At 41.2% G+C, this 15,284-nt stretch carries 16 protein-coding genes; 11 read left to right on the top strand and 5 right to left on the bottom strand.

What is annotated here, in order from left to right:
• Positions 1-186, bottom strand: a 186-nt coding sequence (locus T541_RS21165; protein WP_155839527.1) for a helix-turn-helix domain-containing protein, incomplete at its 3' end; no start/stop codon positions are given.
• A 563-nt stretch (positions 187-749) separates the two neighbouring features.
• On the opposite strand from T541_RS21165, the gene T541_RS19680 reads away from it, so the two are divergent.
• Positions 750-1,748, top strand: coding sequence for an RluA family pseudouridine synthase (locus T541_RS19680; protein ID WP_051538260.1), 999 nt, complete (start codon positions 750-752; stop codon positions 1,746-1,748).
• 11 nt (positions 1,749-1,759) lie between these two features.
• Here T541_RS19680 and T541_RS0113445 read toward each other — a convergent pair whose 3' ends face one another.
• On the bottom strand, positions 1,760-3,130 hold the full coding sequence (locus T541_RS0113445; RefSeq protein ID WP_051538259.1) for a Y-family DNA polymerase: 1,371 nt from the start codon (positions 3,128-3,130) through the stop codon (positions 1,760-1,762).
• A gap of 187 nt (positions 3,131-3,317) precedes the next feature.
• Between T541_RS0113445 and T541_RS0113440 the strand changes: the two genes are divergently transcribed.
• From T541_RS0113440 to T541_RS21440, 4 genes are all read left to right on the top strand, one after another.
• Positions 3,318-4,133: a hypothetical protein gene (locus tag T541_RS0113440; RefSeq protein WP_026653207.1), complete on the top strand. Its 816-nt coding sequence runs from the start codon at positions 3,318-3,320 to the stop codon at positions 4,131-4,133.
• 132 nt (positions 4,134-4,265) lie between these two features.
• Positions 4,266-5,042: a class B sortase gene (locus T541_RS19675; RefSeq protein ID WP_051538258.1), complete on the top strand. Its 777-nt coding sequence runs from the start codon at positions 4,266-4,268 to the stop codon at positions 5,040-5,042.
• A gap of 230 nt (positions 5,043-5,272) precedes the next feature.
• Positions 5,273-5,830: a CAP domain-containing protein gene (locus tag T541_RS20795; protein WP_051538257.1), complete on the top strand. Its 558-nt coding sequence runs from the start codon at positions 5,273-5,275 to the stop codon at positions 5,828-5,830.
• A gap of 117 nt (positions 5,831-5,947) precedes the next feature.
• The gene (locus T541_RS21440) at positions 5,948-6,118 is read left to right on the top strand and encodes a hypothetical protein (protein ID WP_155839526.1); all 171 of its coding nucleotides are present in this window, start codon (positions 5,948-5,950) and stop codon (positions 6,116-6,118) included.
• 47 nt (positions 6,119-6,165) lie between these two features.
• Here the strand turns inward: T541_RS21440 and T541_RS0113420 are convergent, their stop codons facing one another.
• Genes T541_RS0113420 through T541_RS0113410 form a run of 3 tightly spaced genes read right to left on the bottom strand, consistent with a single transcriptional unit; the run spans position 6,166 to position 8,616 of the window.
• The gene (locus T541_RS0113420; RefSeq protein WP_026653206.1) at positions 6,166-6,597 is read right to left on the bottom strand and encodes an aspartate carbamoyltransferase regulatory subunit; all 432 of its coding nucleotides are present in this window, start codon (positions 6,595-6,597) and stop codon (positions 6,166-6,168) included.
• A gap of 12 nt (positions 6,598-6,609) precedes the next feature.
• Complete coding sequence (pyrB, locus tag T541_RS19665; RefSeq protein WP_034467166.1) at positions 6,610-7,566, bottom strand: aspartate carbamoyltransferase; 957 nt, start codon at positions 7,564-7,566, stop codon at positions 6,610-6,612.
• Positions 7,567-7,605: 39 nt separating this feature from the next.
• On the bottom strand, positions 7,606-8,616 hold the full coding sequence (locus T541_RS0113410) for a DUF5050 domain-containing protein (protein WP_026653205.1): 1,011 nt from the start codon (positions 8,614-8,616) through the stop codon (positions 7,606-7,608).
• A gap of 102 nt (positions 8,617-8,718) precedes the next feature.
• Between T541_RS0113410 and pheA the strand changes: the two genes are divergently transcribed.
• The 6 genes from pheA to T541_RS0113380 are packed head-to-tail and all read left to right on the top strand — an operon-like array spanning position 8,719 to position 15,275.
• The gene (pheA, locus tag T541_RS0113405) at positions 8,719-9,843 is read left to right on the top strand and encodes a prephenate dehydratase (protein ID WP_026653204.1); all 1,125 of its coding nucleotides are present in this window, start codon (positions 8,719-8,721) and stop codon (positions 9,841-9,843) included.
• 18 nt (positions 9,844-9,861) lie between these two features.
• On the top strand, positions 9,862-11,409 hold the full coding sequence (locus T541_RS0113400) for an HD domain-containing protein (RefSeq protein ID WP_026653203.1): 1,548 nt from the start codon (positions 9,862-9,864) through the stop codon (positions 11,407-11,409).
• A gap of 17 nt (positions 11,410-11,426) precedes the next feature.
• Positions 11,427-13,568: an RNA degradosome polyphosphate kinase gene (locus T541_RS0113395; RefSeq protein WP_034467192.1), complete on the top strand. Its 2,142-nt coding sequence runs from the start codon at positions 11,427-11,429 to the stop codon at positions 13,566-13,568.
• Positions 13,569-13,576: 8 nt separating this feature from the next.
• Positions 13,577-14,173 carry a Maf family protein gene (locus T541_RS0113390; protein WP_026653201.1) on the top strand — a complete coding sequence of 199 codons (597 nt, stop codon included), beginning with the start codon at positions 13,577-13,579 and terminating at the stop codon, positions 14,171-14,173.
• A gap of 20 nt (positions 14,174-14,193) precedes the next feature.
• Positions 14,194-14,448, top strand: a complete 255-nt coding sequence (locus T541_RS0113385) for a hypothetical protein (RefSeq protein WP_026653200.1) — start codon at positions 14,194-14,196, stop codon at positions 14,446-14,448.
• Between the two features lie 8 nt (positions 14,449-14,456).
• Positions 14,457-15,275 carry a Cof-type HAD-IIB family hydrolase gene (locus tag T541_RS0113380; RefSeq protein WP_026653199.1) on the top strand — a complete coding sequence of 273 codons (819 nt, stop codon included), beginning with the start codon at positions 14,457-14,459 and terminating at the stop codon, positions 15,273-15,275.
• The last annotated feature ends 9 nt before the right edge of the window (positions 15,276-15,284 follow it).

The raw sequence follows: 15,284 nt of genomic DNA, 5'->3' as shown, positions 1-15,284 counted from the left end.
ATCCCACCACTGATATGGGGATTCAATACTTCTGGATCTTTTAACTTCTTTTGAAATGGTAGTAGGATCCTTGTGCAGAACCTTTGCAATGGAATAAAAAGTAGAGCCTTGGTTAAGCTCCTGTTCTATATAAATCCTATCTGACAGTAACAGATGGGAGTGGTTACCTCTTATCGATTCACTCATAAGGAACTCCTTCCTGACAGACAGATGACCTTGAGTAGGATAAGAGATAAAAATGGCATGTGCAAGACTAACTTCTACATCGCCATGTTTTTGACCTGAAATAGCTGAATTTAAAATTTCACTCTACGAGGGTCAAAAGCTTGATTGGTAGGCTTAAAATATAGAAATGTATAATCTGAGCCTGTATATTCAGAACAAAAGAGCAAAAATTGCAGGCTTAAAATAAGGGAAAGTCAAATCTGAGCCTGTATATTCAGAACAAAAGAGCAAAAATTGCAGGCTTGAAATAAGGGATAGTCAAATCTGAGCCTGCATATTCAGAACACAAGAGCAAAATTAGCAGGCTTGAAATAAGGAAAAGTCAAATCTGAGCCTGCTTATCCAGAAAATAAGAGCAAAATTAGCAGGCTCAAAATAAGGAAAAGTCAAATCTGAGCCTGCTTATCCAGAAAATAAGAGCAAAATTAGCAGGCTCAAAATAAGGAAAAGTCAGATTCAAGCCTACTCTCAAAGAAAGATAAAGAGTATAATTGGGGGGAGAAAAAAGAAAACGGTGAGTTTACGTGTATAGAGAGATTAGATATAAAGTAACAACTGAAGATGGAAGCATGACTGCTGGGGAGATAATGCGTGAGAAGCTTGAGCTTACCAGCAGAGAGATTAGCAGGTGCAAGAAGTTTGATGACGGTGTCCTAAGGAAACTTGCGGATGATAATACAAGTGATGACAAACGATCTTGCATCCACGATGAGCGCCATAATGATACTATGATTACTAAAGACAATCTTGTCCCTACTCGCATCATCGATGCCCTGAACCCAGGGGATGAGCTGATCGTCCGTATCTATGAGGACAACGATAACGCCGGTGATATAGTGCCTTCAGATGGCGAGATTGATATTGTCTACGAGGATGAGGATATCATTGTTCTTAATAAGGAAGGTGACAGGGTTGTTCACCCATCCTATGCCCATTACACAGATTCCCTCAGTAACCTTTTGTGCGGATATTTTAAAAGAACTGATCAGGAACATGTAATAAGGACTATCGGAAGGCTTGATAGAGAGACTTCAGGACTTGTCTTGTTTGCTAAGAACCGCTATAGCGCAGCTCTTTTGTCAAAGCAGACTAAGGACTTATCAAGAAGAAAAGAGTATGTGGCGTTGGCATCAGGAGTGTTTGCGGAAAGCGAAGGAACCGTGAACGCCCCAATAGAGCGAGTTGACTGCGATAGGATGCTTAGAGAAGTTCGTGAAGATGGAAAAGAAGCTATAACTCATTATAGGGTCATCAGGCAATACGAAAACTTTGCCCTTATAAGACTTCATCTGGATACTGGAAGGACCCATCAGATCAGGGTTCACATGGCCCACTTAGGTCATCCACTTCTTGGAGATGGCCTTTATGGAAAAGAAATACCAAATAGCCATGGAATGACAAGAGCAGCTCTTCATGCAGCATCTCTTGAATTTGTACAGCCCGTAACCAAAGAGAAGATCGTTCTTGAAGCTAAACTTCCTAAAGATATTTCAACAATACTTGAAATGGCAGAAGATAGATGAAAACATGATCATTATGTAAGACCTTTTTTAATGGTCCCTTTACCATATTTGTTATTTAGGCTCATAGCCATCTGGCTAAGGGCCTTTTCTTTTTCTTCATTTATGACATTCATTTTATGATCATCAGCATTGCTTATAACATTATTACCTTCTGCATGATCCAACTCAGAAAAAGATGAATTATTCATCTCCAGTTGATCAAAAAGTGACAACTGCCTGTAGGATCCATCATCCAGTTTAGACACACCAACGCCCACAAGTCTTACCGATTCTCCCCTTACAAAAAGACCATCATCTCCAAGAAGGAGCTTGTCGCTAAGCTTTCTTGCGGCATTATAAAGAGAAGCCTGATCATTGATTGAGTTATCAAGCTGCATCTGGGCAGAGTGGCGCTTAAAGTTACCGGTCTTAACAGAGACGGTAACGGTCTTGCCGTAGACGTTATCTTTTTTGAGCCTGTTAGAAACAGACTCTGAGAGCCATTTAAGAACCGAATCTATATCAGAATCGTAGTTATCTGCAGTTAAATCCGTTTTAAGGGTGGTCTCATTGGAATAGCTCTTGGCATCCTCATAGTAGCCAGAAACGTTGGTACTTCCGATACCGTTGGCAGAAGTGTAGATATAGCTTCCGGCGTTTTCTCCAAGGATTGCAAGGAGCATGGTTACATCACAATTAGCCGCATCGCCTATAGTCTTAATACCAATAGAATTAAGGCGCGCCGCAGTCTGCTTGCCACAACCATAGAGGTCTCCAATAGGAAGAGGCCACATCTTAGATTCTATCTGCTCAGGGAAAAGAGTATGGATCATATCCGGCTTTTTAAAGTCAGAGGCCATTTTAGCCAGAAGCTTATTACAGGAAATACCGATGTTAACGGTAAAGCCCAGAGTATCCCTGACCTCGTTCTTAATAAGCATCGCCACATTAAGAGGGAAGGGAAGACCATCTGTTTCGCTGTCCTGATATACGCTTCTGGTTCCTGACATATCTACATAGGCTTCATCAATTGAAACCTGCTGGATTGTAGGAGAGTATTTTTTAAGAATATCTATAAAGGCGTGGGAATATTCCCTGTAAGTAGCAAAGTCTCCCGGTACCATTACCAGCTTAGGGCACTTCTGAAGTGCCTTAACAACAGGTTCTCCTGTGACAATGCCATATTTCTTGGCTGGAATGGACTTAGCCGTTATGATGCCGTGTCTACTCTTAACATCGCCGCCAACAGCAGAGGGGATAGTCCTAAGATCCACACTGCCTGGCTCATCCTTTAGCTTTTTTACCGCAGACCATGACAAAAACGCGGAGTTAACGTCCACGTGGAAAATGATAGTATCATATAGATCTTTTATCTGGTCTTCGGAGAAATTACTGTTACCCATAGCTATTCTTTATAAATACATTCAAATAATTAAAATGGAATGACTATTACTATATATACACCATAAATATAACATAGTAAGACTCATAATAGAACATATATTTGCCTGCATCGAAATTAATCTGTTGTACTTGGGATTTTTTTGTGATAATCTTGTTCGGAAAAACGTCCAAAATTTGAGGTGACGAATGTTTGAAGTTTTATTATTCATTTCTTTTGAAATATTAGTATCAATGTTTGCCATGCTTTTCGAGCTGTTCCCAGGAACAAAGTATAAGATTTATAAACATGTGATCCAGCTCTACATGAACATTGCTATGCTGGTTCTTCTTGGGATAGATGCGCTGATGTGCGTGTTTGATGGCGAGAATCTTAGAAACATAAACATATTTGCAGAAAAAGAAATGCTTGAACTCATGGCATTTCTGTATGGACTATTTATGTTTTGTAGTATCTACAAATATGTAGATATGAAAAAGAACAGCGGCCAGATAGAGATAATTGAGCTTAAAGCAGGTCAGTACCATATAGAGAGGCCAATTGAATCCACGGGTAAGCACCTCAGTGTTAAACGCCTTGCCATTTGTGATGGCTTTACTATTATTTTTTCTTCAGTTATGCCTTCTGGTGATGGGGATGTAAGACTAGTCTGCAAGAGAATTGATGATACTAATTATGAGTGTCTGACCATGGAAGAGGATGTGGATTTTTTGGAACCCGCTGCATTCATCGCCAAGATTGGCTCTTATCTGCTGTACATACTATATTCTCTAACTGCAGCGTTTATCGTTCTTACCTGCCACTATACAAATGATGTGGAGTTAAGTACCTTTTATTCTGACATGCTGGGATCAGTATTTATCCTTGCCTTTGGAATTTCTTTAATCAAGCTATTCAAGGGCACAAAGGGCTGTAGTAAGTTCTTTTTCCTGATATTTGCTGGTCTTATGGTATTTTTGGCCTCATTCAAGCTCTTGAATACAATAGTCATGTTCCTTGTTTGACTATGTTTAAGCCTTGTACAACTGCCAATAGAGGTATAAACTAAAATTACGATATTTTGTGATTCAATCTGCGATAATGAGGGAATGCGGATCGAGTCATTTAACAGTGCACAACACCATCGAGGGGGCAACATGAAGAAGGCAATTAGAATTATCGCAATAATAGCGTGTTTGGCAGTAATTGTTTATGAGGGCGTTCACATCTATCTTGATCAAAAAGAGTACACTGTGGCTGAGAATCTCTATGAGACTCTGGAGGCGGAAGTAATGACAGTAACTCCCCAAACTGAGGATCAACCAGGTGTTATTAACTATCCTGTCAGAAATATCGATTTTGAGAAGCTTCTTTCTATTAACCCGGATACTACGGCCTGGTTGTATTTTCCACTTCTGGACATCAGTTACCCTGTGGTAAAAGAGCAGGAGATCAACCAGTATCTTTACACAACCTTTGAAGGAACCAGAAATAAGGCTGGTTGTCTTTTTGAGGATGTTCTTAGTGATGAAGATTTTTGCGGAATGCATGACATTATATTTGGTCATAATATGAAGAATGGCTCAATGTTCGGAACTCTTAAGAAGGTTTACCAGGAGGAGAATAAAGAGCTACTGGAGCAAAAGCCTTACATCTATGTATATACCAACGATTATGTTTTTGAATACAGAATCTTTGCTTACTACATTACAACTGTGGGAAGTGGAGCCTACACAGAGGTAAAAAGTGCAGAGGACTACGATGAATTTCTTAAGTTCATCTCCACACATTCAGCTTATTCCATGCCTGAGGGACTTTCATTCGAGGGAAGACCTTCAATTCTCACACTTTCCACCTGTAGTGGTAAGGCTGGAGGCAGACAGAGATTCGTTATTCACGCTGTGAAGGTTAATTATTGGGATAGAATCAAGTGATCCAAAGACACACCATCTGAAGATGCAGATTAATCGTATTATAAATATTGAATAGACAATATACCGAATAAAAAAATTTCACTCACTTGGTTTTGAAAATGAAATTATTATAGCAAATTAATAAAAAAGTAATTGTATGTATATTGAATGGCTACATGAGATTAGGTAACATATAATCACAACATGGATATGAATGTAAATATGTGTTTTTTTTATAGGAGATATTCAATATGAAAAAGTTTAAAAGTGTGTTTGCCGTAGCTTTAGCTATGGTGCTTGCATTGGCATTCATTGGATGCGGCTCAATGACAAACGCAGTAATCGACGATCAGGCTGCTAAGAGAGGACCTGAAGAGGGTCTCGGAGAGATCTGGATCGATGATGAAGCAATTGCACTTGCAGGTTCTGCATCATCTAGCCAGGCTTGCCTTGATGCTTGCACAGCTGTATTTAATCTTATGAACCAGCAGAGAGCAGCTCAGGGACTTGCACAGCTTGTATGGAGCGATCAGCTCACACAGGCAGCTCAGGTTCGTGCCAACGAGATCACAACTTCATTCTCACATACAAGACCAAATGGTTCAGCTTTCTGGACTGTAGATAGTAATGTTCAGTATGGTGAGAACCTTGCTAAGCTCTATCAGTCAGCTGACAGCGTTTACACTGCATGGATGAATTCACCTACTCACGCAGCTAACATTATGGATGCTGGATACAAGACAGTAGGTATTGCTATTTGCCAGACTGCAGATGGTAGCTGGTATTGGGCACAGGAATTCGGATATTAATATGGCTTTAAGAATAGCACAGCTTAGGCTGTGCTATTTTATTATTCCAATAATTTATGTGTTATAATATAGTTACAAAAGGGTATTTTTAACAGGATCTATGAGGGAGGTACTACCATGTTTGGAAAATCTTCAAAAGATATCTATGTAAACAAGGAGACTGCACCTATTTCTGTTTCTGGTGCCAATGACAATCCTTATATGCAGGAAATGCTCCGAAATGAGGAAAAACGTCGTGAGAAACATGGCGATGATATCTATTATCGTCAGAACGGCTACATTAAGTAAAAAATAAAGGTATGGCTCAACTGTGGGCCATACCTTTTTAATTTGCTTTACTTCTTCTCGCAATACTTCTCATCGCAGTATTTGCAGCGATAAATCTCTTTTTTCTCATCTGAGAGATAGAAGATCTGAGGAAGCTCCTGTTCAATGGAAGAGATGCAACGAGGATTGTGACACTTGATGACGCCTGTGATCTCTTTAGGAAGGACGAGAGCTCTTTTCTCTATGATCTCACCGTTTTTGATTACGTTAACAGTGATGTTGTGATCGATATAGGCAAGGACGTCCAGGTCCAGAGTATCGATGTCACACTCAACCTTTAAGATGTCCTTCTTGCCCATGGCATTACTCTTAGCGTTCTTGATGATGGCCACTGTGGAATCAAGCTTATCAAGGCCAAGGTGACGATATATCTGCATGCTCTTGCCGGCTTTAATGTGATCCAGAACGAAGCCTTCTTCGATTTTTCCAATATTTAACATATCATTCCTCCCTTAAAACTTTCTTAAAAGCTCATGATTCATATGAGCATCGGTCATATCCAGAAGTGTCAGGATAAGAGCCATTCTTACGTACAATCCATATTGAACCTGCTTGAAATAAGCAGCTCTTTCGTCATCATCAATCTCAACAGAGATCTCATTTACTCTTGGAAGAGGGTGGAGTATGAACATTTTCTCTTTTGCCAGAGCCATTTTCTCTTTGTCCAGGATATAGAAATTCTTAAGTCTTATGTAGTCTTCCTCGTTGAAGAATCTTTCCTTCTGTACGCGGGTCATGTACAGGAAATCAAGGCGAGGCATAACATCATCAAGCTTAACAACTTCCTCGTAGGAGATGCCCTTTGAGTCAAGCATTTCAGTTATATAATCGGGAACTCTAAGTTCATTAGGAGAAATAAAGATGAAATGAATACCTTCATATCTTGTTAAAGCATTTATAAGAGAGTGGACAGTACGTCCGAATTTAAGATCGCCACAAAGGCCAATAGTGAAATTCTTGAGACTACCATGTAATGATCTGATAGTTAAAAGATCTGTAAGTGTCTGGGTAGGATGCTGATGACCACCATCACCTGCATTGATAACAGGAATGAGAGATTTGGAAGCTGCTACCATTGGAGCGCCTTCCTTGGGGTGTCGCATTGCACAGATATCGGCGAAACAGGAGATAACACGAATAGTATCAGCTACGCTTTCTCCCTTGGCTGCGGAGGAACTTCCAGCGTCTGCAAAACCAAGACACTTGCCACCGAGCCTTAACATTGCTGTCTCAAAACTAAGTCTTGTTCTGGTACTTGGTTCATAGAAACAAGTTGCCATTATCTTGCCATCACACTTGTGTGAATAGGCATCCATATTCTTCTCGATGTCATTAGCCACATCGAAAAGAGCCTCCAACTCATCCACCGAAAAGTCCAGAGGGTTCATCATGTGTCGTAATTTGTTCATACTCGCTCCTCGTTATAATTTGATTAGTAAAAAGATATATTAGTTAGCCTTAACTTCAAAAACTGAAGCTGGGGCAGAACCATCGATAGGCATGTGGAAGGTGGTTGTATCATCTCCAAATCGCTTGAAATAAACATACCTTGAGGTGAGATTGATGGAGTTAACTACACCTTCAAAAAGAACTACTGTATTGCTTCCATCCAGATTGCACCTCTTTAAAGAAGGGGCATCAGCATTGGAGAAAGCATAATAAACATACTGATCATTCACAGCGTAGAAGTCGATTCTGTCGCTGGTTACAAGCTCCTGAACACCAGTAAGAAGATTGGTGCGCCACAAACTGTAATTGGAATCTCCATTAAGATAATACAAATATCCATTTTGTACAACAGGGAAAAAGAGATGTCCCAAAATCACTTCCTGAGTCCTATCCCCATTTTGAGTCCTCATGATGTGAATGTTGTGGTCATTGGTGACACCTGTATAATAAATGATTCCGTCATCGTAGCAGACAGGAGATATGTACTCATCTGCAACTCTGGATTCATTCTTTTTATCTACACGTATCTTGTTAAGAGTACCACCATCAAGCTTATCTTGGAAGTACAAATATTCACCGCAGAGCACCACTTCGTTGTAAAATCCTCTGGATAAGCAGGTTTGCTCGCTTCCATTTATTTTACATCTGTAAAGACCGTACTGATTAGTTACAGAACCAAGACCCTTAACCTTGTTGGAAACCTGTGTGGAGTCCATATAGAAATAAAGGTGATCGTTGGCACCGTTAATGTATTTTACAGCCATGCTTGTATATCTTTTGGGACTGGATTCATCGAGATTCATAGAATAGAGACAGTTATTATCTGAAGAATTGGCAAAGTAGACCTTTCCATCCATTTCAAAGAAAAGCCCATAATTGTGAAGATTGCTGGCAGTGTTGCCATGATCTTTGGGATCCATCTTGATCCGTTTTTGAATAAAATATCCAGCAGTGAGTGAAACAGTAAAAATGATAATAGCAATAAAGATAATTATCGTTTTCTTTGACATATTTATCACCTCGCTTACCTTTATTATAGGATGGTTAATTCTTGCTATCAAGACGAAATCCGTTTATCATTAATTCAATAGATTGAAGGACGGTACAGACTTATGGATTTAAAAGAGCTAAGACAGGAAATTGATGTAGTTGACAAGCAGATAGTAGAGCTTTTTGAAAAGCGAATGGATATCGCATCCCAGGTTGCAGATTACAAGATAGAGAACGGCAAAAAGGTTTTTGATCCAGAGAGAGAGCAGCAGAAGATCGCGTCAGTTAAGCAGCTTGCTCATTCAGACTTTAACAAGGTGGGTGTGGAGGAACTCTTTTCACATCTTATGTCAGTTAGTAGAAAGCTTCAGTATCAGAAGCTTACAGAGCAGGGAGCATCACTTAGGCTTCCATTTATTCCGGTAGATTCCCTTGATAAGGATAATATAAGAGTTTGCTATCAGGGAGCAGAGGGCTCCTACTCAGAGATGGCCATGAAGAGATTCTTTGGAGAGGTCAACAATTTCCATGTTGATACTTTTAGAGATGCCTTCGGAGCCTTGGAGGATGGCAGCGCCGATTACTGCGTTCTTCCTATCGAGAACTCCACAGCAGGTATTGTAAGCGAGATTTATGACCTTCTTACAGAGTATGAGAGCTACATTATTGGAGAGCAGATCATTGAAATTAAGCACTGTCTTATCGGTGTAAAGGGAGCGCAGATGTCTGACATTAAGACTGTTTATGCTCATCCGCAGGCCCTTATGCAGAGCTCAAGATTTCTTTTGGATCACCCTGAGATCAAGCAGATCAGTATGAAGAATAATGCCTTTGCAGCCAGAAAGGTGGCAGAGGATAAGGACAAGACCCAGGCTGCCATTGCTAGTAGCTACGCAGCTGATATTTACGGTCTTGATATTGTGCAGGATGGAATCAATCAGGCAGATTCCAATTCCACAAGATTTATCATTGTTACCAATCAGAAGGTGTTCCTAAGGGGCGCTTCCAAGATCAGTATTTGCATGGAGATTCCTCACGAGGCAGGATCTCTTTATCACATGATGTCACACTTTATCTACAACAATCTCAATATGACCAAGATTGAATCAAGGCCTATCGAGGACAAGAACTGGGAATACAGATTCTTTATTGACTTTGACGGCAATCTTGAAGACAGCGCAGTTAAGAATGCATTACGCGGCCTGAGAGAAGAGGCCAAGATGCTTAAGATTTTGGGCAACTACTAATTTTTCAAGAGGTGGGGTATGTTTGGAGAAGTATTTGCTGCAATCGATGTGGGCTCCTATGAGATGGCTCTTAAGATCTTTGAGCTGTCCCGTAAGAAGGGCGTAAGAGAGCTGGACCACATCAGACACAGAATGGATATCGGAAGTGAGACCTATGCAAAGGGTCGCATTTCCAATTACCATGTGGATGAAATGATCAGGATCCTTCTTGAGTTTAAGAAGACCATGAAGGAGTACGGGGCCACGCATTATCAGGCCTATGGCACCAGTGCGGTCCGTGAGACCAAGGATATTCTTGTGGTTCAGGACCTTATTGAGCAGCGCACAGGAATTCATATCGATATTCTTTCTAACTCAGAGCAGAGATTTCTTGATTACAAATCTATCGCTCTTAAATATGATCAGTTTAAAGAGCTGATCAGTAAGCCCACTGCCATTATCGATATCGGCGGTGGTAGTATTCAGCTGTCCTTATTTGAAAAAGACACCCTTGTTGCAACCCAGAACCTTAGGACCGGCGTTCTAAGGCTTCATTCTACTATGGAGCAGGTTCATGCCACTAAGTTTAAGTATAATGAGCTGGTGTCAGAGCTTGTTAATTCTCAGCTTTCCGTATTTTCCAAGCTTTATCTTAAGGACAAAAACATCGAAAATCTCATAGTCATCGACGACTATGTTTCTCCTATCATGCAAAGAATTCAGATGGGAACTGACAGACAGGGCTACGCCACAAGAAGCGAATATCTTAAGTTCATTGAGAAAGCCAACTCCATGAACTCCCTTGAAGTTGCCAAAAAGCTCAACATTCCAGAGGATAATGTACCTCTTTTATATGTTTCAAGTATTCTTGTTAAGTGTATCTTAGAGGCCACCAAGGCAGAGAATCTCTGGGCTCCAGGAATCACTCTCTGTGATGGAATCGCCTACGAGTACGCTGAGAAAAAGAAATTCATCCAGTCGCCCCACGACTTTGAAAAGGATATCATTGCCTGTGCCCAGAATATCTCCAAGAGATTCATGGGTAGTAAGTCAAGAAGAGAGACCCTTAGTAAGATTGCCCTGACTATCTTTGACAGCACCAAGAAGCTCCACGGACTGTCAGATAGAGACAGGCTCCTTCTTCAGATCTCAACTATACTTCATGACTGTGGTAAGTACATCAGCATGGTTTATCTCGGGGACTGTTCCTACAACATCATCATGTCCACCGAGATCATAGGTCTTTCCCATGTAGAAAGAGCTATCGTTGCCAATGTAGTCAGATTCAACCACGAGCAGTTTGAGTATTACTCTTCAGGTAACGACAGATTCGAGGGCATGTCTCAGGAGGAGTATCTTAGAATCGCCAAGCTGACTGCCATAATAAGAGTTGCCAACGGCCTTGACAGAACCCACAAGCAGAAGTTTAAGGACGTTACAGTAGCCCTTAAAGATAAAGAGCTTGTCATTAACGTGGACACCTCTGCAGATATCACTCTTGAAAAGGGACTGTTTAATAACAGAGCCTCCTTCTTTGAGGAGGTATTTGGAGTAAGACCTGTAATCAGACAGAAGAAGATGCTTTGATCAAAGGAGAAGAGCTTATGAAAAAGATAATCAAAAGTGATAAAGAGAACTTTGATGATCCAAAATATTACATAAATAGAGAATTAAGCTGGCTTCAGTTTAATGAGAGAGTTCTGTCTGAGGCAGAGGATAAGGACAATCCTCTTTTTGAAAGACTTAAGTTCTTAAGTATCTCAGCCAGCAACTTGGACGAGTTCTTTATGGTCAGAGTTGCGTCGCTTAAGGATATGATAAATGCTGATTATAAGAAGCTTGATATAGCCGGCATGACAGCATCTGAGCAGCTTTCAAGTGTCCTTGATGCTCTCCACGTCTTTGTCAAAAAGCAGTACAATATCCTGAACAAAAAGCTGATACCTCTTTTAACAGAGAACGGTATTGTGGTCTGCGATGCTGCAGACCTTACTGGTAAGGAAGCGGAGTTTGTGGACAGATACTTTGATGAGTACATTTATCCGGTTTTGACGCCTATGGCTGTGGACTCATCAAGACCTTTTCCACTTATCAGAAATAAGAGTCTTAATATCGGAGCCCTTCTTAAGAAGAAAGAGGGTAAGGATGACGTGGACTTTGCAACGGTTCAGGTTCCTGATGTTCTTCCACGTATCATCAATATTCCGGTTCAGGATGATGGCCCTAAAAAGATAGTTCTTTTGGAGCAGATTATCCAAAGGAATATAGATAAGCTCTTTTTAAACTACGATGTAATTACAAGTTCGCCTTATAGAATCGAGCGTAATGCCGACCTTTCCATTGATGAGGATGAGGCTGAGGATCTTCTTAAGGAGATCGAGAAGCAGATCAAGCGCCGTCAGTGGGGACAGGCCATCAGACTTGAGGTTGAAAGCGGCATCAACAAAAAGCTTTTGTCCATTATTGCCCAGGAGCTTTTGGTTGATGATAACGAGATATTTAATATCGATGGTCCTCTTGATCTTACCTTCCTTATGAAGATGTACAAGATCGAGGGCTTTGACCATCTCAAAGAGCATGGCTATAAGTCATCTGCTCCCGTTAAGCAGTTCATGGATGGGGACAATATCTTTGATATTATAAGTAGAGGCGACATCCTTATGCATCACCCCTACGAGACCTTTGAAAACGTAGTTAAGTTCGTTGAGAATGCAGCTGTTGATCCTGACGTTCTTGCCATTAAGCAGACCCTTTACCGCGTATCTGGTAATTCACCTATCATCGCGGCTCTTGCTAAGGCTGCAGATAACGGCAAGCAGGTAACTGTTCTTGTTGAGCTTAAGGCAAGGTTCGATGAGGAGAACAACATTGTATGGGCTAAGATGCTTGAGAAAGCAGGCTGTCATGTTATCTACGGACTTGTGGGACTTAAGACCCACTGTAAGATCACCCTTGTGGTAAGGCGTGAGGAGGATGGCATCAAGCGTTACGTTCATCTTGCCACAGGTAACTACAATGATTCCACAGCTAAGCAGTATACCGATGTAGGTCTTTTCACCTGCGCACCAGCCTTTGGTGAGGATGCTACCGCTGTGTTCAATATGCTCTCTGGTTACTCAGAGCCCCTTGGCTGGAACAAGCTTTCACTGGCACCACTATGGCTTAAGGACAGAATCCTTGACCTTATCAGGAAAGAGGAGGAGCATGCCAAGGCCGGTGAGCCTGCAAGGATCATCGCCAAGATGAATTCCATCTGTCACAAGGAAGTTATAGCAGAGCTTTACAAGGCCAGCTGTCTTGGTGTTAAGGTGGACCTTATTGTTAGAGGTATCTGCTGTCTTAGAGCCAAGGTTCCGGGAGTCAGCGACAACATCACCGTTAGATCAATTGTCGGCAACTATCTGGAGCACAGCAGAATTTTTTACTTTGAAAATGGCGGCAGTCCGGAGTATTATTGTTCAAGTGCGGACTGGATGCCCCGTAACCTTGAAAGACGTGTGGAGATTCTTTTCCCAGTTGAAAACCCAGAGCTTCGTAAGAAGCTGTGGCACATCCTGGACCTGGAGCTTAAGGACAATGAGAAGGCCCACGTTATGAACAAAGATGGCATCTATGTTAAGGCTAAGAGAAACGAAAATGAGGAAAGAATTAATTCCCAGAAGATCTTTGGCGATGAGGCCCACGAAGCCTCTAAGGTTTTAAGCGCACAGAATTCCAGAGTCTTTGTGCCAGAGATGGGAATATAGGATTAGAGATGAGATATGTACTTGCTTCAGGCTCTCCAAGAAGAAGGGAGCTGTTAACTAAGATTATTCCGGAGTTTGAGGTCATTCCTGCCACAGGAGAAGAGAATCCAACCAGTAGTGATCCTGCGGAGCTGGTAAAAGAGCTATCGTTCCAAAAAGCTTCCGAAATTTTTCACAAAATTTTAACGGATAGGGCACAGAGTCTTATTGTAATCGGCTCTGACACCGTTGTATCATATAATCGTAAGGTACTAGGGAAACCAAAGGACCGTGATGATGCTGCTAGAATGATCCGTGATCTTTCAGGCAACACACATTCTGTATTTACAGGAGTTACAGTCTTTTACCAGATCGATGGACAAGTGGACCACTTCACTTTCTATGAAGAGACTAAGGTAATAGTGGAAGTTATGTCCGAGGAAGAGATCCTCTCCTATGTGGCAAAGGGAGAGAGCGATGATAAGGCTGGTGCCTACGGTGTTCAGGGACTATTCGCAATATTCATTAAAGGTATTGAAGGCGATTATTATAATGTTGTCGGTCTCCCGGTAGCCAGACTTTACAAGGAATTAAAGTCTAAAGGATTATTATGTGAGAGCTGTTAAGGCAGCGGAATGGAGATTGTATGCACGAGTATGATGAAGCTGTTCTAAGATGTTTTTTGGAGAATCAGGGTCAGCTTTTTCCTGAGGATGTGGCAGAGAACATGGAAGAGGCTGAAGCTTTCTTGGAGGACTGCATGGCTGTCGTTGTTGATGGCGTAGACGAAGTGGAAGAATACTTTGAGGAGTCAGGCGTTGATACCGAGGGTGGCAACGTTCTTGATGCCGATGAGGTTTTTGATATTGGAGATGGAAGATATCTCATAGTGGAAGGATGAAGTAAATAATGGGTTCAGGCTCTAAAATCTTTTTCTTTGATCTTGATGGAACCCTTCTTACAAGTGAAAAGAAAATTTCAGATAAGACTATGGATGCCCTTAAGAAGTTTACTGATGCAGGTAACTTTTTCTGCATCAATACAGGACGTGCTATAGACAGCGCCAAGGCTGTCTATACCGGGCTGGGACTTGACTTTAAGGGCAGTTTTTTATGTGGTTCTAACGGAACCGAGATCTACAGTGTAGATGAAAAGAAATATATCTATAAGACAGGAGTACCTCTTGATCTTGTTCCTAAGATCTTTGAGATATCCAAAAGAACTGGCATACACTGCCATACCTATAGTGAGGACAGTATTATAAGTCCTTATAATGGCGAGTGCATGGATTACTATAGGAGAGTTATCAAGACTCCTCTTATCGTTACAGAGGATGTGCTTTCCTATATCAAGGAACCACCTTCTAAGATGATTGCAATTGAGCTTCATGATCATGATAAGCATGAGGCCTTTAGAAGAGAAGTGGAGGAAATGGCTGGAGGGAGACTTACTCTTTTGTATTCCAATCCCTATTATCTTGAGATCTTTCCATCGGATGCTGGAAAGGGAAGTGCTGTTAAGCGCCTTGCAGATTTTCTTGGGATTCCTGTGGAGAACACTTATGCAGCAGGAGATGAGGAAAATGACATTTCTATGATAGAGGCAGCTGGCTGCGGAATCGCAATGATAAATGGTACAGATAAGGTTAAGTCTATTGCAGATGTGATCACTACAGATGACAATAACAATGACGGTTTGGCACCATTTCTTTTAAATGCTATATCATAAAATTAAGCC

This window comes from Butyrivibrio proteoclasticus P6B7 (assembly GCF_000622085.1).
GTDB lineage: Bacteria > Bacillota > Clostridia > Lachnospirales > Lachnospiraceae > Butyrivibrio > Butyrivibrio proteoclasticus_A.
This window is presented reverse-complemented; position numbering and strand designations above follow the sequence as displayed.